Annotated in this window: 21 protein-coding genes; 10 read left to right on the top strand and 11 right to left on the bottom strand. The window is 72.3% G+C overall.

Features of this window, described 5'->3' with window-relative positions; genetic code table 11:
• Window positions 1–291: 291 nt before the first annotated feature.
• Complete coding sequence (locus tag IE330_RS00260) at window positions 292–1,506, top strand: trypsin-like serine peptidase (RefSeq protein ID WP_190133722.1); 1,215 nt, start codon at window positions 292–294, stop codon at window positions 1,504–1,506.
• 379 nt (window positions 1,507–1,885) lie between these two features.
• Here the strand turns inward: IE330_RS00260 and hflX are convergent, their stop codons facing one another.
• From hflX to miaA, 6 genes are all read right to left on the bottom strand, one after another.
• A complete protein-coding gene (gene hflX / locus IE330_RS00255) occupies window positions 1,886–3,376 on the bottom strand; it encodes a GTPase HflX (protein WP_190133721.1) in 1,491 nt (496 codons plus the stop codon).
• Window positions 3,377–3,799: 423 nt separating this feature from the next.
• Window positions 3,800–5,392: a M1 family metallopeptidase gene (locus IE330_RS00250; RefSeq protein WP_190133720.1), complete on the bottom strand. Its 1,593-nt coding sequence runs from the start codon at window positions 5,390–5,392 to the stop codon at window positions 3,800–3,802.
• Between the two features lie 295 nt (window positions 5,393–5,687).
• A complete protein-coding gene (locus IE330_RS00245) occupies window positions 5,688–7,856 on the bottom strand; it encodes a RelA/SpoT family protein (protein WP_190133719.1) in 2,169 nt (722 codons plus the stop codon).
• A gap of 413 nt (window positions 7,857–8,269) precedes the next feature.
• Complete coding sequence (gene dapF / locus IE330_RS00240) at window positions 8,270–9,157, bottom strand: diaminopimelate epimerase (RefSeq protein ID WP_190133718.1); 888 nt, start codon at window positions 9,155–9,157, stop codon at window positions 8,270–8,272.
• An 89-nt stretch (window positions 9,158–9,246) separates the two neighbouring features.
• Complete coding sequence (locus tag IE330_RS00235; protein WP_190133792.1) at window positions 9,247–9,738, bottom strand: hypothetical protein; 492 nt, start codon at window positions 9,736–9,738, stop codon at window positions 9,247–9,249.
• 107 nt (window positions 9,739–9,845) lie between these two features.
• Entirely contained in the window at window positions 9,846–10,784 is a 939-nt protein-coding gene (miaA, locus tag IE330_RS00230) for a tRNA (adenosine(37)-N6)-dimethylallyltransferase MiaA (protein WP_190133717.1), read from the bottom strand.
• A gap of 181 nt (window positions 10,785–10,965) precedes the next feature.
• Here miaA and IE330_RS00225 point away from each other — a divergent pair, with 181 nt between their 5' ends.
• Together IE330_RS00225 and IE330_RS00220 are read left to right on the top strand one after the other, a co-directional pair.
• Window positions 10,966–11,379, top strand: coding sequence for a hypothetical protein (locus tag IE330_RS00225; RefSeq protein WP_190133716.1), 414 nt, complete (start codon window positions 10,966–10,968; stop codon window positions 11,377–11,379).
• Window positions 11,380–11,416: 37 nt separating this feature from the next.
• A complete protein-coding gene (locus IE330_RS00220; RefSeq protein WP_190133715.1) occupies window positions 11,417–11,704 on the top strand; it encodes an antitoxin in 288 nt (95 codons plus the stop codon).
• A 347-nt stretch (window positions 11,705–12,051) separates the two neighbouring features.
• Here the strand turns inward: IE330_RS00220 and IE330_RS00215 are convergent, their stop codons facing one another.
• Both IE330_RS00215 and miaB read right to left on the bottom strand, forming a co-directional pair.
• The gene (locus IE330_RS00215; protein ID WP_190133714.1) at window positions 12,052–12,771 is read right to left on the bottom strand and encodes a class III extradiol dioxygenase subunit B-like domain-containing protein; all 720 of its coding nucleotides are present in this window, start codon (window positions 12,769–12,771) and stop codon (window positions 12,052–12,054) included.
• Window positions 12,772–12,899: 128 nt separating this feature from the next.
• Window positions 12,900–14,408 (bottom strand): tRNA (N6-isopentenyl adenosine(37)-C2)-methylthiotransferase MiaB, encoded by a 1,509-nt coding sequence (miaB, locus tag IE330_RS00210; RefSeq protein WP_373314525.1) that lies wholly within the window; start codon window positions 14,406–14,408, stop codon window positions 12,900–12,902.
• 390 nt (window positions 14,409–14,798) lie between these two features.
• On the opposite strand from miaB, the gene IE330_RS00205 reads away from it, so the two are divergent.
• On the top strand, window positions 14,799–15,575 hold the full coding sequence (locus IE330_RS00205; protein ID WP_373314524.1) for an SAM-dependent methyltransferase: 777 nt from the start codon (window positions 14,799–14,801) through the stop codon (window positions 15,573–15,575).
• Window positions 15,576–15,601: 26 nt separating this feature from the next.
• On the opposite strand, the gene IE330_RS00200 is transcribed toward IE330_RS00205, so the two are convergent.
• Window positions 15,602–16,621, bottom strand: coding sequence for an MBL fold metallo-hydrolase (locus IE330_RS00200; protein WP_190133712.1), 1,020 nt, complete (start codon window positions 16,619–16,621; stop codon window positions 15,602–15,604).
• Window positions 16,622–16,882: 261 nt separating this feature from the next.
• Here IE330_RS00200 and IE330_RS00195 point away from each other — a divergent pair, with 261 nt between their 5' ends.
• Together IE330_RS00195 and IE330_RS00190 are read left to right on the top strand one after the other, a co-directional pair.
• Window positions 16,883–17,302, top strand: a complete 420-nt coding sequence (locus tag IE330_RS00195) for a MarR family winged helix-turn-helix transcriptional regulator (RefSeq protein ID WP_229925233.1) — start codon at window positions 16,883–16,885, stop codon at window positions 17,300–17,302.
• A 64-nt stretch (window positions 17,303–17,366) separates the two neighbouring features.
• Window positions 17,367–18,362: a TAXI family TRAP transporter solute-binding subunit gene (locus tag IE330_RS00190; RefSeq protein WP_190133710.1), complete on the top strand. Its 996-nt coding sequence runs from the start codon at window positions 17,367–17,369 to the stop codon at window positions 18,360–18,362.
• A 43-nt stretch (window positions 18,363–18,405) separates the two neighbouring features.
• On the opposite strand, the gene IE330_RS00185 is transcribed toward IE330_RS00190, so the two are convergent.
• Window positions 18,406–19,836 (bottom strand): sensor histidine kinase, encoded by a 1,431-nt coding sequence (locus tag IE330_RS00185; RefSeq protein ID WP_190133709.1) that lies wholly within the window; start codon window positions 19,834–19,836, stop codon window positions 18,406–18,408.
• 9 nt (window positions 19,837–19,845) lie between these two features.
• Window positions 19,846–20,535: a response regulator transcription factor gene (locus IE330_RS00180; protein ID WP_190133708.1), complete on the bottom strand. Its 690-nt coding sequence runs from the start codon at window positions 20,533–20,535 to the stop codon at window positions 19,846–19,848.
• A 404-nt stretch (window positions 20,536–20,939) separates the two neighbouring features.
• Here IE330_RS00180 and IE330_RS00175 point away from each other — a divergent pair, with 404 nt between their 5' ends.
• From IE330_RS00175 to IE330_RS00160, 4 genes are all read left to right on the top strand, one after another.
• Window positions 20,940–21,716 carry an amino acid ABC transporter ATP-binding protein gene (locus IE330_RS00175; protein WP_190133707.1) on the top strand — a complete coding sequence of 259 codons (777 nt, stop codon included), beginning with the start codon at window positions 20,940–20,942 and terminating at the stop codon, window positions 21,714–21,716.
• A 96-nt stretch (window positions 21,717–21,812) separates the two neighbouring features.
• Window positions 21,813–22,649 (top strand): glutamate ABC transporter substrate-binding protein, encoded by an 837-nt coding sequence (locus tag IE330_RS00170; RefSeq protein WP_190133706.1) that lies wholly within the window; start codon window positions 21,813–21,815, stop codon window positions 22,647–22,649.
• A gap of 89 nt (window positions 22,650–22,738) precedes the next feature.
• Complete coding sequence (locus IE330_RS00165; protein WP_190133705.1) at window positions 22,739–23,404, top strand: amino acid ABC transporter permease; 666 nt, start codon at window positions 22,739–22,741, stop codon at window positions 23,402–23,404.
• The gene (locus tag IE330_RS00160; RefSeq protein ID WP_190133704.1) at window positions 23,401–24,285 is read left to right on the top strand and encodes an amino acid ABC transporter permease; all 885 of its coding nucleotides are present in this window, start codon (window positions 23,401–23,403) and stop codon (window positions 24,283–24,285) included. The genes IE330_RS00165 and IE330_RS00160 overlap by 4 nt, the downstream gene beginning before the upstream one ends.
• Window positions 24,286–24,329 lie beyond the last annotated feature (44 nt).

The raw sequence follows: 24,329 nt of genomic DNA, 5'->3' as shown, positions 1-24,329 counted from the left end.
GCCCCTCCGCGCGGCACGGCGGCACCGAGGCACCGAGGCACCGAGGCACCGAGGCACCGAGGCACCGAGGCACCGAGGCACCGAGGCACCGAGGCAGCTTGCCTCGTACACCCGCTTTGTACGTCCGCGTACGCGTATGCGGCCGAGGCGGCGAAACCTTCACGACCTCGCCGCCGTACGTCCCCACCTGCACAGGCATAGTGGGAGGCCACGTCGGCCCGGGCGGCGGATGCCGCCTCCATGCCTGACACGCACATGGCAAATACACTTTCCTACGGGGGTTCCAGCTCCATGCGTTCCATTCGTGCGCCCTTCGCGCGCGGCCGCGGTCGCCGTACCGCGCTCGCCGTCACCGGGCTCGCCGCGACTCTCGCGCTCACCTCCACGGCCTGTGGGCCGAGCGACGACAAGGCGAGCGACACGTCGGGCTCGTCCGGGACCTCGCAGGGCGCGGACAAGGGGTCCGGCTCGGGCGGCGGCGGCCTGCCGGCCGACCTCACCGACCGGCTCAAGGAGCACGGCATCGATCCGGACAAGTGGAAGGACGGTGCCTGGAAGGACTGGAGCAAGGACGACTGGCTGCGCGAGGCCAAGGACTTCGTCAACCCCGTCATAGAGGGGCTGTGGAAGCCCGAACGGATGCGCAAGGCCAAGGACCCGAACAAGACGATCGCGGCGAAGGACGCGGCCGCCGACCAGGGCGCGACCGACCCCGAGCCGCAGCCGGTCCAGGCGAAGCCCGAGAAGACGCCGTACCACGAGAACGCCGCGCCCGTCGGCAAGATCTTCTTCGACTCCCCCGAGGGCTCGATGGTCTGCTCGGGCACGGTCGTGAAGGACCCGCGCAACCCGGGCAAGTCCAACCTCGTGTGGACCGCGGGGCACTGCGTGCACGCGGGCGCGCAGGGCGGCTGGTACCGCAACATCACTTTCGTCCCGGCGTACAACGACCTCAACAAGTCCGAGGCCGAGCTGAGCAACGCGGCACCGCAGGAGATCGCCCCGTACGGCCAGTGGTGGGCGGACTGGGTGTCGACCTCCGGCGAGTGGATCGACCGGGGCGCGGCGTCGGGCGGGGCCGGTGCTCCGTACGACTACGCCGTGATGCACGTGAAGCCGCAGCAGGGCAGCAAGTCCCTGGAGGAGACGGTCGGCAACGCGCTGGGCGTCGACTTCTCGGCCCCGTCCGCGCGGAGCGTGGGCTCCATGGGCGCCTGGGGCTACCCGGCCGCGCCGCCGTTCAACGGCCTGACCATGCACAAGTGCATCGACAAGCCGGGCCGTCTGTCGCTGGACCCCACGCAGCCGACGATGTTCCGCATCGGCTGCACCATGACCGGCGGCTCGTCCGGCGGCGGCTGGTTCCGGGTGGTGAACGACGAGACCAAGCTGGTGTCGAACACCTCGATCGGCCCGGCGCAGAACACCTGGCTCGCCGGCCCGCAGCTCGGCTCCGGGGCGAAGCGGGTCTTCGACATGATGAGCGAGAAGTACGGGGCTCAGTGATCCCGGCGGATCACTGAGCGGTGGCTCGGGGGGCGCCCTGCGGTACGGGGTGCTCCCTTCGAGTGTCCTTCCGGCTCCGGTCACGCTTGCGGCGTGCGGCTGAGCTGCCGCTCGGACGCCCTGTGGCTCGTGGTTCGCGTCCCGAAGGCTCGGGCGCCCGTGGCACACATCCCTGTGGTTCCGGCTCTGCGGCGGCTGTCATCCCTGTGGCTAGGGCGCCCATGGCACACATGTCTGTGGATCGGGGCCTGTAGCTGACAGGCCCCCGGTCCGACACGCCCCACACACGGTTGAGGCCCCGCCCCCTGTGACAGGGGGCGGGGCCTCAACCGTGTGCTTCAGCTCACGAGCACGCCCCGGCGGGCGTGCTCGCCCGGGGTCAGTGCGTCGCCGGGACGAACGGAGCGAGCTCCGCCGCCAGCACCTCGTGCACCCGTGCCTTGAGCAGCGTGCCCTCGGCGGTGTGCTCCTCGGAGAGCACCTCGCCCTCGGCGTGCGCGCGCGAGACGAGCTTGCCGTGGGTGTACGGCACGAGGGCCTCGATCTCGACCTCGGGCCGCGGCAGCTCGGCGTCGATGAGGGCGAGCAGTTCCTCGATGCCCTCGCCGGTGCGCGCCGAGACCGCGATCGCGTGCCGCTGCGTGCGCAGCAGCCGCTGGAGGGTCAGCGGGTCGGCCGCGTCCGCCTTGTTGATCACCACGATCTCGGGGACGTCCGTCGCGCCCACGTCGCGGATCACTTCGCGGACGGCCGCGAGCTGCTCCTCGGGCGCCGGGTGCGAGCCGTCCACCACGTGCAGGATCAGGTCGGACTCGCCGACCTCCTCCATCGTGGAGCGGAAGGCCTCCACGAGGTGGTGCGGCAGGTGCCGGACGAAGCCGACCGTGTCCGCCAGCGTGTACAGGCGGCCGCTCGGGGTCTCGGCCTTGCGGACGGTCGGGTCCAGGGTGGCGAACAGGGCGTTCTCCACCAGGACGCCCGCGCCCGTGAGGCGGTTGAGCAGGGACGACTTGCCGGCGTTCGTGTACCCGGCGATGGCGACCGAGGGCACCTGGTTGCGCTTGCGCTCCTGGCGCTTGATCTCGCGGCCCGTCTTCATCTCCGCGATCTCCCGGCGCATCTTCGCCATCTTCTCGCGGATCCGTCGCCGGTCCGTCTCGATCTTGGTCTCACCGGGGCCGCGGGTGGCCATGCCGCCACCCCCGCCGCCACCCATCTGACGGGAGAGCGACTGACCCCAGCCGCGGAGCCTCGGCAGCATGTACTGCATCTGCGCGAGGGCCACCTGCGCCTTGCCCTCTCGGGACTTGGCGTGCTGGGCGAAGATGTCGAGGATCAGGGCGGTCCGGTCGACCACCTTGACCTTGACGACGTCTTCGAGGTGGATGAGCTGGCCGGGGCTGAGCTCACCGTCGCAGACGACCGTGTCGGCGCCCGTCTCGAGCACGATGTCGCGCAGCTCCATGGCCTTGCCGGAACCGATGTACGTCGCCGGGTCCGGCTTGTCACGGCGCTGGATGACGCCGTCGAGCACGAGGGCGCCGGCGGTCTCCGCGAGGGCGGCGAGCTCGGCGAGGGAGTTCTCCGCGTCCTGAACCGTCCCGGAGGTCCAGACGCCGACGAGCACCACCCGCTCCAGGCGGAGCTGCCGGTACTCGACTTCGGTGACGTCCTCGAGCTCGGTGGAGAGGCCCGCGACGCGGCGCAGGGCCGCTCGCTCGGCACGGTCGAACTGGTCGCCGTCCCGCTCTCCGTCGATCTCGTGGCTCCAGGCGACGTCCTCTTCCATCAGGGCATCGGCCCGAAGACCTTCGGGGTAGTTCTGCGCGAAGCTCTGTGCGTCCTGGGAGGAGGAAGAAGAGGAGGTCATTGGGTCCTTTACGTCGATGGGAAACCGATGCGAGGGCGCTTTCGGGACGTCCGGCGCCCCGCCGCACCCCTTGGTGCGACCGCGCCTCGCGAGCGACGGCGCCACCCGTCACATTCGACAACGCTCGCGACCGCCCCGGGATTCCCCGGACCGGCCGGAACCGACCCTGAGATATCCCTGAGGGGATGTCCCGGACGGGCCGCGCCGTCGACCAGACGATGGTTGCACGGGACGGCCCGTCTCGTCATCTGGGTTATTACCGGGATCTGCCCGGCCATGCGCGCCCGGTCCCGCACGCATCCCGCGGGCCCGGGCCCGCGGCACCGCTGCCGACACCGGCACCACCGCCGACACCGGCACCGGGCCGACACCAGTACCCACCGGTACCAGTACCCAGTACCGGCACCGGCACCGGCACGATGATCAAGGGTGGACGTGCCCCCTGCCGCCATGGACACCGTCACCGTGGGCCGCGGCGGCGTGCCCGCCCCCGGCCCGCGCGGGCAGCTTCGTCCCCGGAGCCGCCGACTTCCACTGGGGGTGCCCCGGCATCGGCGGCGTCTTGGCCCCGTACAGCCAGGCCTCGAAGAACTCGTGCAGGTTGCGGCCCGAGATCTGTGAGGCCAAGCGGACGAAGTCGGCCGTCGTGGCGTTGCCGTCGTGGTGGACGTGGACCCACTCGCGCTCCAGGCGCTCGAAGGCGGGCTGGCCGATCACCTGCCGCAGCGCGTAGAGCACCAGGGCACTGCCGTCGTACACGACGGGCCGGAAGAGGCTGATCTTGCGCCCCGGGTCGGGGGCCTTGGGCGCGGCCGGCGGGCCGCCCGTCGCGCGCCACTGGTCCGAGTGCCGGTAGGCCTCGCGCATCCGCGCGCGCAGGGTGCGCCCGGACTTCTCCTCCCCGTACAGGGCCTCGTACCAGGTGGCGTGGCCCTCGTTCAGCCACAGGTCGGACCAGGTGCGCGGGCTGACGCTGTCGCCGAACCACTGGTGCGCCAGTTCGTGGACCATGATCGTGTCCACGTACCACTCCGGGAACTCGGGGCGCGTGAACAACTGCTTCTCGAAGAGCGACAGCGTCTGCGTCTCCAGGGCGAAGCCGGTGTCGGCGTCCGCCATGAGCACCCCGTACGTCTCGAAGGGGTAGCGGCCGACCTTGTTCTCCATCCAGGCGATCTGGCCGGGCGTCTTCTTGAGCCAGCGCTCCAGCCCGGCGCGGTCCTTGCTCGGTACGACGTCGCGTACGGGCAGCCCGTGCGGGCCGGTGCGGCGCGGCACCGCGGACCGGCCGATGGACACCTGGGCCAGCTCGGTCGCCATGGGGTGCTCGGTGCGGTACGCCCACGTGCGGGTGGTCTCGTCCTGTCCCGTCGTACGGGGGACACCGGCGCGGGTCGACGCCAGGGGGAGGCCGTTCGCGACGACGGTGAGCTCCTTGGGCGCGGTCACGTGGAACGTGAACTGCGCCTTGTCGGCGGGGTGGTCGTTGCAGGGGAACACGCGGTGCGCGGCGTCCGCCTGGTTGGCCATGGCGAGGCCGTCGGCGGTGCGCACCCAGCCGGTCGCCTCCTTGCGGCCGACCGTACGGCTGGTGTGGTGGACGGCGATCCGCATGCGCTCGCCGCGCTCCACGCGCGCGTGGGGCGTGATGACGAGGTCCTCGCCGCTGGTGTCGAAGTCGGCGGCCACGCCGTTGACCTCGACGGAGTGGACCTTGCCCTCGGCGAAGTCGAGGTTGACGCGCTCCAGCGGGGCGGTCACCTGGGCATCGATCTTCGTCAGGGCGTCGAGCGGCTTACTGTTGTCGCCGCGGTAGGTGAAGGCGATGTCGTACGCCAGGACGTCGTAGCCGGGGTTGCCGAGATGGGGGAACAGCCGGTCGCCGATGCCGAGCGGCGGGGCCGGCTGCGGGGCGCTCGCGGCGAGCAGTGTGGCCGAGGTGGCGGTGGCGAGCAGGGCGACGGCGACGCGGACGGTGCGGGGCCGCACGGCCTTGGGACGTGGGGTGAGCAGCATGAACCACCGGTATCAGCGCCCGCCTTCCGTGCCGGGACGACGCGCACCGGGCCACTCGAACGAGTGCGGCTGCGGGTGGCCGGATGCCACAGCGCCGGCACGCGCGCGCCGATCCGTTGCCGCCCTGAGCCGCCCGGGGGCCTCCCTGGGCCCCTCCTGGGCCTCCCCCGGGCCTGTTGCCGCTGCCCCGCCCCCAGGAGGTTGTCGCCGCCGTCCGGGATGCCGCAGGCCTGCTACCGCCGTCCCGAGCCCCCGAAGACCCGCAACCGCCGCGGGCTCCCGCCGGGGACCTGCCTCACGGCGCCGCCGGGGCCCGGTGCTGGGCCCGGCTCACGTCGTACACGCCCGGGACGTTCCGCATCGCGCGCATCAGGACGGGGAGGCGGGCGGCGTCCGGGAGTTCCAGGGTGTAGGTGTGGCGGACGCGCTGCTGGCTCGGGGGCTCCACGGTCGCCGAGATGATGGCGGCACCCTCCAGGGCGATGGCTTCGGTGAGGTCGGCGAGCAGGTGCGGTCTGCCGAAGGACTCGGCGACGAGCGTGACCCGGCACTCGGCGCTGTCCCCCCAGCGCACGCCCACCTCCGCGCGCCCCACGTCCTTCATGCGCGCCACCGCCGGGCAGGTGACCCGGTGGACCGTGACCACGCCGCCGCGCACCGCGAAACCCGTGACCTCGTCGGGCGGGACGGGAGTGCAGCACCCGGCGAGCCGTACGGTGGCGCCCTCGCGGTCGACCACGGCGTTCGCGGCGGCCGGGCGCAGGGCCGCCGGCACCGGGGGCCGGGACGCGGCGGCCGGGACCGTCACCGGGGGCGGGGTCGCCGCGGGCGGCGGACAGGGGGCCGGGGTCGGGTGGGAGGCGAGCCAGCGGCGGATGGCGATGCGGGCGGCGGGCGTGCGCGCGTGGTCGAGCCACTCGCGGGAGGGCCCGGACGACGGGTCCTGGCCCATGAGGAGCTGCACCGTGTCGCCGTCCCGCAGGACCGTGCTGAGCGTCGCGAGGCGGCCGTTCACGCGGGCGCCGATACAGGCGTGCGCGTCCTCGCCGTACTGGGCGTACGCGGCGTCGACGCAGCTCGCTCCTGCGGGCAGGCCGAGCGTGCCGCCCTCGGCGCGGTAGACGGCGATCTCGCGGTCCTGGGCGAGGTCCTCGCGCAGGGTGGACCAGAACGTGTCGGGGTCAGGGGCGGCCTGCTGCCATTCCAGGAGGCGTGAGAGCCAGCCGGGCCGGGTGGGGTCGGCGCGCTCGCCGTCGGCGGGCTGCTCCTCCGTGGGCGGTGCGTACGGGTTGCGCAGGGCGACGACGCCCGCCTCCGCGACGCGGTGCATCTCGTGCGTGCGGATGAGGACCTCGGCGACCTCGCCGTCGCGGCGCGCGACGGCCGTGTGCAGCGACTGGTACAGGTTGAACTTCGGTACGGCGATGAAGTCCTTGAACTCCGAGACGACCGGCGTGAAGCACGTGTGCAGCTCACCGAGCACGCCGTAGCAGTCGGCGTCCTCGCCGACGAGGACGAGCAGCCGCCCGAAGTCGGCGGGGCGCAGGCCGCCGCGTTTGCGGTGGACGCGGTGCACGGAGACGAAGTGCCGGGGCCGGATGAGGACTTCGGCCGTGATGCCCGCCTCGCGCAGGACGCCGCGCACGTCTTCGGCGATGTCCGCGAGCGGGTCGGAACCGTCGGCGTTCTTCGCCGCGACCAGCGCCTCGACCCGGGCGTACTCCTCGGGGTGGAGGATGGCGAAGACGAGGTCCTCCAGCTCGGTCTTCAGGGCCTGTACGCCGAGCCGTTCGGCGAGCGGGATGAGGACGTCCCGGGTGACCTTGGCGATGCGCGCCTGTTTCTCGGGGCGCATGACGCCCAGGGTGCGCATGTTGTGCAGCCGGTCGGCGAGTTTGATCGCCATCACGCGGACGTCGTTGCCGGTGGCGACGAGCATCTTGCGGAAGGTCTCGGGCTCGGCGGCCGCGCCGTAGTCGACCTTCTCCAGCTTGGTGACGCCGTCGACGAGATAGCACACGTCGTCGCCGAACTCCGCGCGCACCTGATCGAGGGTCACGTCCGTGTCCTCGACCGTGTCGTGGAGCAGGGAGGCGGTCAAGGTCGTCGTCTCGGCGCCCAGTTGGGCGAGGATCAGCGTGACGGCGAGCGGGTGCGTGATGTACGGCTCGCCGCTCTTGCGCGTCTGGCCGCGGTGCGAGGACTCGGCGAGGACGTAGGCGCGGCGCAGCGGCTCCAGGTCGGCGTCGGGGTGGTGGCCGCGGTGGGCCTCGACGACGTGGCTGATCGCGTCCGGGACGCGGTCGCGTCCGGCGGGTCCGAGCAGTGCGGCCCGGCCGAGCCTGCGCAGGTCGAGGCGGGAGCGGGCGCGGCGCCGCTGGCCTGTGGAGCCCGCCGTCGCCGGGGCCGGGCCCACGGGCGTCGTGGGGCCGGGCGTCGCGGGATTCGTCGCCTCCGCACTCATGGGCACCTCCGGCAGCTCCGACCGGCGGTGTGCGGACGGCAGCCTGCTCCGTCCGGGCCGGTGCTTGATGCTACCGAGCCCATCACGCGCCGCTGACCCGCTCTCGCCGAGCGTGAAACGGATCACCCATTCGAGCGACAGTTCTGTGGAGTCGCGTTTCGCGTGATGATGCGACCGGGACGTGTGCTGTTGCGACACGGAGGGGCCCCGTCGTGACGCGTCGTACGCCTGTTGTGACCGCTCGCCCCCTTCGGCTGCCCGGGGTGCCCGCCGACGCGCGGCGAGGCGGCCCCGGCTGGCCACGCGTCTCCAGTGGCCACTCGGTCGGACGGCCGTCCGGCCGGACAGTCACCCGCTCGGGCGGCCACCCGGCCGTGCGTTGCGCACCGGGGCGCCCGGGTGGCGGAAGGTCCTCAGCGCGCCGCCGAGGCCAGCCACCGGGGGTCGATCTCGCCCTCCGCGACGATCACGGCGGGGCCCGTCATCTCGATCTCGCCGTCGGGCCGCTCGGTGATCACGAGCCGGCCGCCGGGCAGGTCCACGGTGTACGTCACCGGGGCACCGGTCTCCGCGGGGTCCAGGCCGTCCCTGCGGGCGGCGGCGACGGCGACGGCGCACGCGCCCGTGCCGCAGGCCCGGGTCTCGCCCGCACCGCGCTCGTGCACGCGCATGGCGACGTGGCGCGGGCCTCGGTCGACGACGAACTCCACGTTCACCCCGTCCGGGTACGCGCTCTGCGGGCTGAACGGCGGGGGCTCGTAGAGGTTGCCCGCGTGGGCCAGGTCGTCCACGAAGGCGACGGCGTGCGGGTTGCCCATGTTCACGTTCCGGGCGGGCCAGTGGCGGTCGGCCACGGAGACCGTGACCTCGCCCTCGGGGAGCACGGCCCTGCCCATGCCGACGGTGATGTCGCCGTCGGCGCCGGAGGACGTGGGCTTGGCGATGTGCACGCGCTTCACGCCGCCGCGGGTGGCCACGGCCAGGTCACCCTCGCCGACGAGTCCCGCGTGCTGGAGGTAGCGCGCGAACACGCGCACGCCGTTGCCGCACATCTCGGCGATCGAGCCGTCGCCGTTGCGGTAGTCCATGAACCATTCGGCCTCGTCCGCCAGGTGCCGCGCCTCCGGGTGCGCGGCGGAGCGCACCACGTGCAGCAGACCGTCGCCGCCGATGCCCGCGCGCCGGTCGCACAGGGCGGCGACGGCGGCCGGGGACAGCTCGATGGCGTTGTCGGCGTCCGGGACGATCACGAAGTCGTTCTCGGCCCCGTGTCCCTTCAGGAAGGCGATCGGTGTGCTCATTCCTCGATCGTACGGGGTGGGTACGACAGCGGCGGCGGAGCGGTCCGCCGATGCTGCCGGGACCGCCGCGGCCCGCCCCGGCCCGCCGCTCAGCGCAGTCGGGCCACGCGCCACACGGCGAGGACGGCGACCGCGGTGACCGCCAGGGTGTACGCCGAGACCACCCGCCAGTCCGGGCGCCGTCCCGAGCCGCGCTCCGGCAGCCCGGGCCAGGTGTGGCCGACGCGGCGGGCGGCCATCATGCCCCAGCCCGCGGCGCAGGAGCTGATGAGCAGCCCGAGCATGGCGACCACGGCGCCGCCGTCGCCGAACTCGAAGGCGAGCGGGAAGGCGAACATCAGGGAGCCGACGGCGGCGAGGACCACGATCGGGGCGAGCTGCCAGATGCGCAGCCTGCGCTGGGGGCGCAGCTCCACCTCGACCTCGGGTCCGGTGGCCAGCTCCGCCTCGGAGGGGCCGTCGTCGGTCACGCCGCCGGCGGTCGCCTGCTGGCTGTCCGGGCCGTCCGGGCTGAGCCGCGCTCCGTCCGGAGCGGTGTGCCGCTCGCCGTCATGTGCGGTGTCACGAGGGCCGGCCTCCATCGCCACGCGCCCTCCCACTTCGGACTCCACTGGTCGATCGATGGTCGATGATGGCACGGCGTCAGGTGCCACGATGACCGGCGGAGCGTCCCGATGCCATCACGTGATCAGGCTGTGACCGCTCGTTCGACCAACGTCAGTGCCCGTCCCGGGAGTTCCCCGCGGTCGGCGGCGGCCCCGCTGAGCCAGTGCACCCGCGGGTCGCGGCGGAACCACGTGTCCTGGCGGCGCGCGAAACGCTTGGTGGCGCGCACGGTTTCGGCGCGCGCCTCTTCCTCGGTGCACTCCCCCGCGAGCGCCGCGAGGAGCTGCTGGTAGCCGAGCGCGCGCGACGCCGTGCGCCCCTCGCGCAGACCCTGCGCCTCCAGTGCGCGCACCTCGTCGACGAGGCCCGCCTCCCACATGCGGTCCACGCGTGCGGCGATGCGTTCGTCCAGCTCGGGGCGGGCCACGTCGACGCCGATCTGCACGGTGTCGTACACCGACTCATGGCCGGGCAGGTTGGCGGTGAAGGGCCGTCCCGTGATCGCGATGACCTCCAGGGCGCGGACGATGCGGCGGCCGTTGCCGGGCAGGATCGCGCGGGCCGCGTCGGGGTCCGCGCCGGCGAGCCGGGCGTGCAGCGCGCCGGGGCCGTGCTCCGCGAGCTCCTCCTCCAGCCGGGCGCGCACCGCGGGGTCGGTGCCGGGGAACTCCAGGTGGTCGATGGCGCCCCTGACGTACAGGCCGGAGCCGCCGACGAGGATCGGCCAGCGGCCCTCGGCGAGCAGCCGGTCGATCTCCGCGCGCGCGAGCTTCTGGTACTCGGCGACGCTCGCCGCCTCGGTGACGTCCCAGATGTCGAGGAGGTGGTGCGGGACGCCGCCGCGCTCGGCAAGCGTCAGCTTGGCGGTGCCGATGTCCATCCCCCGGTAGAGCTGCATCGAGTCCGCGTTGACGACCTCGCCGCCGAGGCGCTGCGCCAGGAAGACTCCCAGATCGGACTTACCGGCCGCGGTCGGCCCGACGACGGCGATGACCCGCGGTGCGGGGGGTGCGCTACTCACCGCCCCAGTCTCGCAAATCCCCCCGCGTCTGCCCGAACGAGCTACGTGACGGCACGGCATCGGGGTCGTTGCCTGTTGCGAGGTTCCAGCCGCCGGTTTCGAGGCCGGTGTCCCGGGCGACGCAACCGGACGCACCGGGCGGCGCGGGATTTCGCCCACACGAGTCACGTATGGAGTAGATATGGGCGTTTTTGCACGGTTCCGCCGGAAGTCCAAGGACACGGAGAAGGCGTCAACGGCCGAGGCCGCGACCGACACCCTCACGGCAGAGCCGGACAAGGCGGGCGAGGAGTCCGCCACGGAGGCGGAGAAGGCCGCCGACGGGGGCGGGAGCAAGGCCGCAGCGGAGAGCGGCTCCGCGGACGAGAAGCACGGCCCGGAGGGCGCACAGGGCGCGGCAGCCGACGCCACGGACGGTACGGACGGCGACAGCGACACGGACGGCCGTACGGACAGCGCGCGCGGGACGGACGACACGGACGCGAAAGCGCAGGCGGAGGCCGCCGAGGCTGCCGGGGAGAACGTGGAGATCCCGAAGCAGCAGTCCGCTCAGGAAGCGGCCGACAACGAGGCCGGTGAGGGCGCCCGTAACTGACCCCCTCGGTGACATCTCCGTGAGGAAAGGCGGACCGATGGGCTCTCTGGACAGCCTGGAAGCCGGGCTCGGTCCTGCCCAGGGCAAGGCCTCGGCACTCGCGCGGCGGCACGGCGACACGATCGACCAGGGGCTGGAGAAGGCCACCAGGGTGATCTACCGCAAGACCAAGGGCACGTACGGCAGCCAGATCCCGTCGGGGGCGGGGAAGGACTCCCTGCGCCGTCTCGGCGGGACGGACGACGGCAAGACCGGTGGTGGCGACGCCGCTCCCCCGGCCTCGCCGCCACCGCTGTCCTCGCCGCGGCCCCCGTCGGCCCCCTGACACGCACCGGCGGACGGCCGTGAAGGCACGCAGCTTCACGGCCGTCGGCGTGTACGCCGTCGGCAGCACAGGGCCTCATCGCCAGGCCCTGACCCCGGCCCTGGGTGTACCTGGGTGCGCGGGCCAGGCGGCTGCTCTGGGCTGTACGGGCGCCGGGGCGGCGGCCGCGCCTGAGGCCTGGTGTAGAGGCACCGCACGTCGCGCCTGACGCCCCGTGCGGACGCACCGCACCCGGAGCTTGCAGGCTCGACCCCAAGGCTGAGGGCAAAGGACTTAGGGCTGACGATTTGGGGCGCGCGTCCTCGGCGCGCGCAGCGGTGCCGTCACGACAGCTCGCGGGGCCCGCCCTAGGACCAGGCCGCCACCAGATACCCCACCCCGTAGGGAGCGTCGTCGAAGAGCAGCGCGCCCTTGAGGTCCGCGCCGGCCGCGGCGCCCGCCAGCACCTGCCAAGGGGCCCGGCCCGCCACCTGCAGCTCGTGCGCCAGCTTCTCGTCCAACCCCTTCAGGGCCTCCACGTCGGCCGCCGCCAGGGCTGCCGCCACCGCCGCGTCGTAGTCGGCCGCCCGGTCGTCCAGGTACCCGGGCGCCTTCAGCGTGCGGCACGCGCTGGCGTCGCCCATCACCAGCAGCGCCACCCGGTCCGCCCGCGTGGCGACCTCCTGCCCGACGCGGACGCACCGCTCGGCCGCGAGCGGTGCCCCCACGCCGAGGCCGTCGACCGGAGCGGCCGACCACCCGGTGTGCTCCAGGAGCCATCCGGCGACCGCGAGGGAGGCCGGAAGCTCCCGCTCCGGCACCTCGCTGCCGCCCTCGGGTGCTCCCAGACGGACATCGAGGTCCACCCCGAAGCCGCGGAACGACCCGCGGGCCCCCTGGGGGTGCGGTCCGTGGCCCTCGGGTCCGGCCGGGCCGACGACGACCAGGCGGTCCGGCCGGGAGGCCGCGAGCACCCCGATGGCGTCCACGCACGCCGCGCGCGCGGCGTCCAGCTCGGGCGCCGCACCCGCGGCGACCTCGGGCACGAGCAAGGGCGGGCAGGGACACACGGCTGCGGCGACAAGCATGATCCGCAGCGTAACGCGCGCCACCGACAGCGCGGGGCCCGGTCAGCGGCGGCGTACGGCAGGCCGGGCACGCGACGGCAGCGGACCGGAGGACCGGTCACCGTCACCCCGCGTCCGGTGTTCCGCCCTCAGTCGCGGCCGCACCCGGGGGCCGCCGCCACCGGCAGGGGCTCCGGGACGCCCACCTTGGGCAGGCCGAGCAGGACGCCGGCCGGCTTCGCGGCCTCGGCGGCGTTGCGCTTCTCCCAGGCGTCACCCGCGCGCGTGCGGCGCACGTCGAGGACGGCTCCCTCGGCGAGCAGGTGGTGGGGCGCCGCGTACGTCACCTCGACGGTCACCACGTCGCCGGGGCGCACCTCGGTGTCCGGCTTGGTGAAGTGCACCAGGCGGTTGTCGGGGGCGCGGCCGGAGAGGCGGTGCGTGGCGCCGTCCTTGCGGCCCTCGCCCTCGGCGACCATCAGCTCCAGGGTGCGGCCGACCTGCTTCTTGTTCTCCTCCCAGGAGATCTCCTCCTGGAGGGCCACCAGACGCTCGTAGCGCGCCTGCACGACCGCCTTGGGGATCTGGTCGTCCATCTCGGCCGCCGGCGTGCCGGGCCGCTTGGAGTACTGGAAGGTGAAGGCCTGGGCGAAGCGGGCCTCGCGGACCACGTGCAGGGTCTGCTCGAAGTCCTCCTCGGTCTCGCCGGGGAAGCCCACGATGATGTCCGTGGTGATGGCCGCGTGCGGGATGGCGGCGCGGACCTTCTCGATGATGCCCAGGTAGCGCTCCTGGCGGTAGGAGCGGCGCATCGCCTTCAGGACGGGGTCCGAGCCGGACTGCAGCGGCATGTGGAGCTGCGGCATCACGTTCGGCGTCTCGGCCATCGCGGCGATCACGTCGTCCGTGAAGTCGCGCGGGTGCGGCGAGGTGAAGCGCACGCGCTCCAGGCCCTCGATCGTGCCGCAGGCGCGCAGGAGCTTGCTGAAGGCCTCGCGGTCCCCGATGTCGGAGCCGTACGCGTTCACGTTCTGCCCGAGGAGCGTGATCTCGGAGACGCCCTCGGCGACGAGCGCCTCGATCTCGGCGAGGATGTCGCCGGTCCTGCGGTCCTTCTCCTTGCCGCGCAGGGCGGGCACGATGCAGAACGTGCAGGTGTTGTTGCAGCCCACGGAGATCGACACCCAGGCCGCGTACGCGCTCTCGCGGCGCGTGGGCAGCGTCGAGGGGAACGCCTCCAGGGACTCGGCGATCTCGATCTGCGCCTCCTCCTGGACGCGGGCGCGCTCCAGGAGGACCGGCAGCTTGCCGATGTTGTGCGTACCGAAGACGACGTCGACCCAGGGGGCCTTCTTGACGATGGTGTCGCGGTCCTTCTGGGCCAGGCAGCCGCCGACGGCGATCTGCATGCCGGGGCGCGAGGCCTTCTTCGGGGCGAGGCGGCCGAGGTTGCCGTACAGGCGGTTGTCGGCGTTCTCCCGGACCGCGCACGTGTTGAACACCACGACGTCGGCGTCGCCGTCGGAGCCCTCGGGCGCGCGCACGTAGCCCGCGCCCTCCAGGAGGCCGGAGAGGCGCTCGGAGTCGTGGACGTTCATCTGGCACCCGTAGGTGCGCACCTCGTAGGTCTTCAATCCGGCCACTGCTCCACCAGCCACGTCGTCACCGCTCACCCGTCCAGGGTAAGGGCTTGGTTCAGCGCGCCGTGCTGACCGGTGTCCCGGGGGCCGGCCCGGGCGGGACGGAGCCAGGGGCGCCGGGCGGGTGGCGTCCCCGCCCGGGGAGGCGGTGCGCCGTGCCCGCCCGACGCACCGTGCCACCCCGGAGCCGTTCCGGTGCGCCGTGGGCGCCGGCCTTGTCCGCGGAACCGCGGAACCGGGACCGGCGCGGGAACTCGCGCCGCTAGATTGCACGTTGACAGCATCACCGGCCCTCTTCGCGCCAGGAGGCATCACGTGACCGGGCACCCCTCCCCCGAGGCTCCGGAGGTCCCTGAGGCCCCCCGGGGTCCGTCCGCCAAGGACGCAGCCGACGCCGTACGGAGCCGGATCAACACCGCGCAGCCGCACACGGCGCGGATCTGGAACTACTGGCTGGGCGGCAAGGACAACTACGCCGTGGACCGCGAGGCGGGTGACCGCATCCGCGAGCTGCACCCCGGCATCGGGGACTACGCGCGCGCGGACCGCCAGTTCCTGGGCCGTGCGGTGCGTCACCTGGTGGCCGACCTCGGCGTGCGCCAGTTCCTCGACGTCGGCACCGGCCTGCCGACGGCCGACAACACCCACGAGGTGGCCCAGCGGATCGCCCCGGAGTCGCGCATCGTCTACGTGGACAACGACCCGCTGGTCCTCACGCACGCGCGTGCCCTGCTGACCAGCTCCCCCGAGGGGCGCACGGACTACCTGGACGCCGACATGCGGGACGTGGACCGCGTCCTGGAGCACGCGGGGCGGACGCTGGACTTCAGTGAGCCGGTCGCGCTGATGCTCCTGGGAGTGGTCATCTTCATCGACGACGACCAGGAGGCCTACGGTCTCGTACGCCGCCTCATGGAGGCCCTGCCCTCCGGGAGCCACCTCGTCCTGTCGCACACCATCACCAGCCCGGCGATGCCGGACGTGGATGCCGCGGTGGCCTTCTGGAACGAGCACGGCACCCCGAAGCTGACCCAGCGCACCCCGGAGCAGGTGGCCCGCTTCTTCGACGGGCTCGACCTGCTGGAGCCCGGCGTCGTCTCCTGTTCGCGATGGCGCCCCGAAGAGGGTGGGCAGGGGCTGCCGGACGAGGTGGCCATGTACGCGGGCGTGGCCCGCAAGGCCTGAGCGGCCTGCCCTGGGGCTGCCGTTCCTCAGGGCAGCGGGGCCCAGACCGCGTGCCCCTGGGGGTGCCGTTCCGCCCGGCCGAAGACCACGTCCGCGAAGTGGATGCCGAACCCCAGCGTGCCGGGCTCGGCCAGTTCGCCGACGAGCCACCGGCGGTACGCGGCCGCCAGGGCGGGGTCGTGGTCGACGGCCGCCGACCACTCGGGGTGGGTGACTTGCACCGGTGAGTGCAGCGCGTCACCGAAGGCCAGGAGACGTTCGCCGCCCGAGGAGATCTCGTACGTGACGTGGCCCACCGTGTGGCCCGGACGCACCCGGGCGCGCACCCCGGGGAAGACCTCCTCGCCGTCCGTGACCGTCCGCACCTTGGGCGCGAGGACGGCGAGGACCTCGTCGGTCGCGCCGTGGTCCGCGGCCAGGTGGCGCTGGTCCCACTCGGGCTCGCCGAACAGGTAGGCGGCGCCGGTGAAGGCGGGCTCCGTGCCGCCGGGTGCCGGATTCCAGGCCCAGCCCAGGTGGTCGCCGTGCAGGTGCGTGAAGGCGACCGCCTCGATGGTCCCGGGGGCGCGGCCGAGCGCGGCGAGGTTCGCCAGGAGCTCGCCGCTGCGACGGGCGCCGATGAGGGCGTTGTCCGGGTCGTCAGGGGCGTCCTGAGGACCGTAGCCGGCGTCGATCAGCAGCGCCCGGTCACCGTGCTCGACGAGCAGCCCGCCGACGCTCGCCACGAGGTGCCCGTGCTCGTCCAGGTGGTCCGCGTGGGCCTCCCAGTCGCCCGCCGTCGAGGCGGGCAGCCAGCCACGGGGCTTGAGGCGGACGGCGCCGTCGGCCACGGAGCTGATCCGCAGGTCGCCGAGGCGGAACGTGCGGGTGCGCCCCGGTCGGCGCAGCCGCGCGGCGGCGTCCGCCTCCTCCGGTCGCGCGGCGGTTTCCGCCGCGCCCGGCCGCCCGAAGGCACCCACGTCGCCCGGTCGCGGGGCGGCGTCCTCCCGCCCCGCCCGCGCGGGGTCGTCGACGTGTGCCGCGGTGGCGTTCTCGGACGTGGGCATGGGGCCTCCAGGGCAGTCGGTTCAGCCGTCGGCGCGGCCGTGTTCCGCCCCGCCGAGCAGAACGTTAGAGCTAGAACCATTCGAGTTGCAACCATATGAGTTAGCACCGATGAGTACGCTGAGGTCATGGCGAACACGCGCGACGGCGCTCACGGCGGCGAGCAGGCGACCCGGTCCGAGGCCCTCGGGCCGGTGGCCCCCGGACTGAAGGCTGCCGCTCGTGCCGAGAGCTCGGCGGAAGCCCGGGAACCCCAGACCTCCCTGCCTGCCGAGACCCTCGCCGAGGCCGAGCGGCGCCTCTGCGGCCTCGTCAACGCCCTGTCCCGGCGCATCGAGGGCCACGTGCGGGAGCACGCCTCCGCCCTCGGCCTGACCGCGCCGCAAGCCGTCGCCCTGCGCGAGCTGACCGGGCCGATGACCCTGCGCGAGCTGGCCGAGCGGATGTGCTGCGAGCCGTCCAACGCCACCTTCGTCTCGGACCGCCTGGAGGAGCAGGGCCTCGTGGAGCGCCGGCCGCACCCCAGCGACCGCCGCGCCAAGCAGCTCGTCCTCACCTCCGAGGGCGCCGCCCTGCGTGACCGCCTCATCGCCGCGCTCACCCGGCAGTCGCCCCTCAGCCGCCTCTCGGACCGCGAGCAGGACACGCTCCAGGAGCTGCTGCTGCGAGCCGTCGTGGGCTAGAGCACCGTGTGGCCCGGGCCCCGGCCCTGGTCAGCACGGCGGCAGCGGTGGCAGGATCGCGCCCATGTCGCCAACCCTGCCCCGCCTCAGCCGACGGCGCGCCCTGCAAGGGGCGGCCGTCGCCTTCGTGGTGTTCGGGCTGCTCCTGTGGTGGCTGCTCCCGGTGGGCGGGTCGTCGCCCCAGGGCCGGGTGGCCTTCAGCACGGGCGTCAAGGGAGCCGTCTACGAGACGTACGGCCAGCTCCTGCGGACCGCCGCGGCCAAGGACATGCCCGACCTCGACATCGACCTGCTCAACAGTGAGGGGTCGCAGCAGAACGTGGAGCGGGTGGCCACCGGGCAGGCCGACTTCACGATCGCCGCCGCCGACGCCGTGGAGAAGTACCGCCTCAGCGGCGGGGCGGGCGCCGAGCGGCTGCGGGGCTGCGCGCGGCTGTACGACGACTACGTGCACATCGTGGTGCGCCGCTCGTCCGGCATCCACACGGCGCAGGACCTGCGCGGCAAACGGGTCGCCGTCGGGCAGCCGCGCTCGGGCGTCCAGCTCATCGCGGAGCGCGTCCTGAAGGCGGCGGGGCTCGACGTCACCAAGGACGTCAGGGCACTGCCGGCCGGCATAGACACCGCCCCGGAGCTCATGCGGCGCGGCGAGATAGACGCGTTCTTCTGGTCCGGCGGTCTGCCCACCGCGTCCGTGAGCGCGCTGTCGGAGGACGTCGCCGTCCGCCTCGTACCGCTCGGGGACCTCGTCGACGCCCTGCACCGCCAGGGCGGCGCGTCGCGCTACTACCGGGCCGCCGTGATGCCCGCCGACGCCTACCCCGAGGCCCAGCAGAACGCCGCGGTGCGGACGCTGGCCGTGGCCAACCTCCTGGTGACCACCGACCGGGTCGACCCCGAGCTGACGGAGGGCCTGACCCGGACCGTCATCGACAGCCGGGACCGCATCGGCGCGCGCGTGCACGCCGCGCAACTCGTCGACCTGCGGACCGCCCTGTACACCCACCCCCTGGCCCTGCACGAGGGCGCGCGGCGCTACTACCGCTCGGTGAAGCCCTGAACGTACTACCGCCCGGTCAAGCCCTGCACGTACTACCGCCCGGTCAAGCCCTGAGCGCCGGAGTCTCGCCGGGCGCCTGCCGGGGGACGCCCACCGTCACCTTCAGACCGTGCGGCTCATGGCGCTCGTACGCGAGGGTGCCGCCGCCGGCGGCCAACAGCGCGCGGGAGATGGACAGGCCGAGGCCGGAGCCCTTGACGTTCTGGTGGCGGTTGCTGCGCCAGAAACGGTCGCCCACGCGGGCCAGCTCCTCGTCGGTGAGGCCCGGCCCGTGGTCGGTGACGACGACGCTCGCCGTCCCGTCGGCCGAGGCGACCCGCACCTCGACGCGCTCCCCCTCGGGCGTGAACTTGAGGGCGTTGTCGATCACCGCGTCCAGGGCGCTGGACAGCGCGATCGGGTCCGCCCACCCCGTGGTGGCCGGGCAGTGCCCCTCCAGGAGCACGCCCCGCTCCTCGGCGAGTGGCCGCCAGGCGGCCACGCGCTCGGCCGCGAGCGCGCCGATGTCGGTGAGCCGGAGGTCCGCCGTCGCGTGCTCGGCGAGCGCCAGGTCCAGGAGGTCGTCGAGGACCTGGGCCAGACGCTTGCCCTCCGTGCGGACCGAGGCGATCTCCTCGTTGCCCTCGGGCAGCTCCAAGGCGAGCAGTTCGATGCGCAGCAGCAGGGCGGACAGGGGGTTGCGCAGTTGGTGGGAGGCGTCGGCGACGAAGGCGCGCTGCTGCTCCAGGACGTCCTCGACGTGGTCGGCCATCTCGTTGAACGAACGGGCCAGGCGTCTGAGTTCCGGCGGCCCGCCCGCCGCCGCGACCCGGGACGCGAGGCGGCCGGTGGCGATGTCGTGCGTGGTCGCGTCCAGGACGCCCACCGGGCGCAGGATCCAGCGGGTGAGGCGCAGGGCCGCACCGACCGCGAGGAGCATCGCCGCCGACTCGCCCGCGCCGATCAGCAGCCAGCCGTGCAGGGTCTGCGCGCGCATGCGCCCGGTCGGCGAGTCGGTGACGACGACGGCGATCACGTCGCCGTCGCGGATCACCGGGGACGCCACGACGATGCGCCCGTCCTCCTCCCAGGGCCACACCTGGGGCGGGTCGTGGCTGCCCCGGGAGCGCAGCGCCTCTTCGAAGGCGTCGCGCACGGGGTGGCCCACGCCGGGCAGGAACCAGTCGTCCGGGGCGTGCGCCATGGGGAGCGTGTCCCGGAAGAAGACGCCCGCCCTGATGCCGTAGACCTCGTTGTAGTAGTCGAGTTCGTTCTGGAGCGTCTCGCGCCGTTCGTCCTTGTCGCGTACGCGCGAGCCGACGGGGCGTTCCGTGACGAACTGCGCGAGCGAGGCGAAGCGCGCGGTGTCGTCGATGCGGTCGACGACGACCTTCTGCTGCTGGGCGGAGGCCACGCTCACCGCGAGGGGCACGCCCAGGGCGAGCAGGACGCCCGCCATCAGGACGATGAGCAGCGGCAGGAGGCGGGCGCGCACCTGTCCCCGCTACGACGCCGGGGCGACGAGCCGGTAGCCGACTCCGCGCACGGTCTCGATCAGGGTCGGCATGTGCAGCTTCGCGCGCAGCGAGGCCACGTGCACCTCCAGCGTGCGGCCGGTCCCCTCCCAACTGGTCCGCCACACCTCGCTGATGATCTGCTCCCGGCGGAAGACCACACCGGGCCGCTGGGCGAGCAGGGCCAGCAGGTCGAACTCCTTGCGGGTCAACTGCACCTTGGTGCCGTCCACGCTGACCTGGCGGGTGGGCAGTTCGATGCGTACGTTGCCGAGCCGCAGCTCGGTCTCGGCCGGGGCGGGCGCGGTGCCCGCGGCCGGGCGCCGGGTGACGGCGTGGATCCGGGCGATGAGCTCCCCGGTGTCGTAGGGCTTCACCACGTAGTCGTCGGCCCCGAGGTTGAGACCGTGGATGCGGGAGCGTACGTCGGCCCGGGCCGTGACCATGATGACGGGGGTCGAGGTGCGCTTGCGGATCTTCCCGCAGACCTCGTAGCCGTCCTGGTCGGGCAGGCCGAGGTCCAGGAGCACCACTCCGAAGGGTGCGGCTTCGCCGGGCAGCAGGGCCTGGAGGGCCTCCTCGCCGCTGCGCGCGTGGGTGACGGCGAAGCCGTGCCGGGCCAGGACCGCGGCGAGGGCGGCGGCCACGTGGTCGTCGTCCTCGACGAGGAGCAGTCTCATGCGGTCCCCCTCCAGCTCATCGGCGCCCCTGTGGTGTCGTGGTTCCCGCGGGTCCCGGTGGTGCCGTGGGCCCGCGGTTCATCGGATGTTCCGTTTCCGCTCACGCGGCGCTCCGCCCGGGTCCACGGACGTCGGCCACGCGCGCGTGCGCGCGGATCTCAGCGGTACGGGGCGCCTGCGGCGCGCCCCAAGGCATCCACGCCGATGGGCGAGGACCGCGTCAAGACCCTTCGGGTCACGGACACGTTCCGTTATGCACCCGGTACGCGCGCCCGGCGCCCCGTTCACACAAAGTGTCCGGTTGCGGCCGGATCGTTATGCTCAATTTCCCCTCAGATGTAATGACGCTGGTCGCACCGGGTTACTACTGTCCTCCCAACCCGAGGAGGATGGAGCAACAAGCCGTGACCGAAGTATCGGTGACCAAGGACGCCATACCCGCGGCGGACGACCTTGTCGTGTTGAAGAACGTCAACAAGCACTTCGGCGCGCTGCACGTCCTCCAGGACATCGACCTGACCATCGCCCGCGGCGAGGTCGTCGTCGTGATCGGACCCTCCGGGTCCGGCAAGTCGACCCTGTGCCGCACGATCAACCGCCTGGAGACCATCGACTCCGGCGCCATCACGATCGACGGCAAGCCCCTGCCCCAGGAGGGCAAGGAGCTCGCCCGGCTCCGCGCCGACGTGGGCATGGTCTTCCAGTCGTTCAACCTCTTCGCGCACAAGACCGTGCTCGAGAACGTGATGCTGGGCCAGGTCAAGGTGCGCAGGACGGCCAAGGCGGAGGCGGAGGAGAAGGCCCGCGGCCTGCTCGACCGCGTGGGCGTCGGCACGCAGGCCGACAAGTACCCGGCGCAGCTCTCCGGCGGCCAGCAGCAGCGCGTCGCGATCGCCCGCGCGCTCGCCATGGACCCCAAGGTCATGCTCTTCGACGAGCCCACGTCGGCGCTCGACCCCGAGATGATCAACGAGGTCCTCGAGGTGATGCAGCAGCTCGCCCGGGACGGCATGACCATGGTCGTCGTGACCCACGAGATGGGCTTCGCCCGGTCGGCCGCGAACCGCGTGGTCTTCATGGCGGACGGCCGGATCGTCGAAGAGGCCACTCCGGACCAGTTCTTCAGCAACCCGCGCAGCGACCGTGCCAAGGACTTCCTGTCGAAGATCCTGCACCACTGACGTGCCGCGCCGGCGCCCCGCCCGCAGGGGCGCCCCTCATCTCCGGACGCCCGGCAGCGTCTCCCCCAACCTCCGCCGACACGAAGGATGTTCACCATGAAGGTTCGCAAGGTCACCGCGGCAGCCTCGGTCCTGCTCGCGCTCTCCCTCACCGCCACCGCGTGCGGCGGTGACGACAAGGACGACAAGGGCTCCGGCGGGGGCAAGAAGATCACGATCGGCATCAAGTTCGACCAGCCGGGCCTCGGCCAGAAGACGCCGGACGGCAAGTACGAGGGCTTCGACGTCGATGTCGCCACCTATGTCGCCAAGGAACTGGGCTACAAGGAGGGGGACATCGAGTGGAAGGAAGCCAAGAGCGCCGACCGCGAGACGATGCTCCAGCGCGGTGACGTCGACTTCATCGCCGCGACGTACTCGATCACGCCGGAGCGCGAGGAGAAGGTCGACTTCGCGGGGCCGTACCTGCTGGCGCACCAGGACATTCTGGTCCGTGCCGACGACAAGTCGATCAAGTCGCCGAAGGACCTGAACAACAAGAAGCTCTGCTCGGTCGCGGGCTCGACCTCGGCGCAGAACGTCAAGAAGAAGCTCGCCCCGAAGGCCGACCTGCAGACGTACGGCGGTTACTCGGAGTGCCTGACCGGTCTGCAGAACAAGGTCATCGACGCGCTGACCACGGACGACTCGATCCTCGCCGGTTACGCCGCGCAGAAGGAGTTCGAGGGCAAGTTCAAGCTCGCCGGTTTCAAGATGACGAATGAGAACTACGGCATCGGCGTCAAGAAGGGCTCCGACCTCAAGAAGAAGATCAATGACGCGCTGACCAAGATGGTCAAGGACAAGGCGTGGGACGAGACCGTGAAGAAGCACTTCGGTCCGGCCAACTACAAGAACGAGCCCGCGCCGCAGATCGGCGACATCGTCAAGTAAAGCGTCGGCGAGGAAGGGCGTGACGGGCGTGCCGCTCCCAGCGGCACGCCCCGCTCTCCCTTGAGACATACGCGGAAGCGCGGGAGATCGTGTTCGACTTTCTTGAAGGTTACGACCTGTGGGCGGCTTTCTGGACGACGGTGAAACTCACCGCCCTCTCCGCCGTCGGCTCTTTGATATGGGGCACGCTGCTGGCCGGCATGCGTGTGAGCCCGGTGCCCCTGATGCGCGGTTTCGGAACGGCGTACGTGAACGTGGTCCGAAACATCCCCCTGACCGTCATCATCGTCTTCACCTCGCTCGGCCTCTTCCAGACGCTGAACATCAACATGGGCGCGGATGACTTCACCACCATCAACTTCCGGTTGGCGGTGTTCGGTCTGACCGCCTACACCGCGGCGTTCGTCTGTGAGGCCCTGCGCTCCGGCATCAACACGGTGCCCGTCGGCCAGGCGGAGGCGGCGCGCGCGATCGGGCTCTCCTTCACCCAGGTCCTGACGCTGGTGATCCTGCCGCAGGCGTTCCGCTCGGTCGTCGGCCCGCTGGCCAACGTGCTGATCGCCCTGACGAAGAACACGACGGTGGCGGCGGCGATCGGTGTCACCGAAGCCGCGCTCCTCATGAGGGAAATGATCGAGAACGAGGCCCAGCTCATCCTTATCGGAGCCGTCTTCGCGTTCGGATACATCTGCCTCACCCTGCCCACCGGTCTGATCCTCGGCTGGGTGAGCAAGAAGGTGGCGGTGAAGCGATGACCTCCGTTCTGTACGACGCTCCGGGTCCCCGCGCCAAACGGCGCAACATTCTGTACTCGATCGGCTTCCTGGTCGTGCTGGCCGCCGCCGCCTACTGGGTCTACACCAAGCTGGACGAGAAGAACCAGCTTGAATGGGTCAAGTGGAAGCCGTTCTTCACCGACTCGCGCCCCTGGGAGACCTACATATGGCCGGGTCTTGAGAACACCCTGACCGCGGCCGCCTTCGCGATGCTCATCGCCCTGCCGCTGGGGGCGGTCTTCGGTATCGCCCGGCTCTCCGACCACGCGTGGGTGCGGTGGCCCTCCGGGGCGGTCGTGGAATTCTTCCGCGCCATTCCCGTACTGATCCTGATGGTCTTCGCGAACGCGGCGCTCGCCGAGTTCACCGACGTCAGCTCGGAGGACCGCCCCCTGTACGCGGTGGTCACCGGACTCGTGCTCTACAACGCGTCGGTACTGGCCGAGATCGTCCGGGCGGGCATCCTGTCCCTGCCCAAGGGCCAGTCCGAGGCAGCCATGGCCATCGGCCTGCGCAAGGGGCAGACGATGCGTTCCGTGCTCCTGCCGCAGTCGGTCACCGCGATGCTGCCGGCGATCGTCAGCCAGCTCGTGGTCATCGTGAAGGACACCGCGCTCGGCGGCGCGATGCTCACCTTCTCCGAGCTGCTCGCCTCGGTGCGGCCGATGAGCGCCGCGTACGGTGCCAACACCATCGCCTGCTTCACCATCGTGGCGTTGATCTTCGTGGTCATCAACTTCATCCTCACGACGTTCGCCTCCTGGCTGGAGGGACGGCTGCGGCGCGGGAAGAAGTCCACGGGTGCGGTGGTACCGGTGGCGGCCGTGGCCGGTACCCAGGCGACGGGAGCCGAGCACTGACGGGTGTCACGATCCGCAGACCGGCGGAAGGGACCGACTGACGC

The sequence above is a fragment of the Streptomyces longispororuber genome (assembly GCF_014656095.1).
Taxonomy (GTDB): domain Bacteria; phylum Actinomycetota; class Actinomycetes; order Streptomycetales; family Streptomycetaceae; genus Streptomyces; species Streptomyces longispororuber.
The sequence above is the reverse complement of the archived record's forward strand: the minus strand, read 5'-3'. Positions and strand labels throughout refer to the sequence as shown.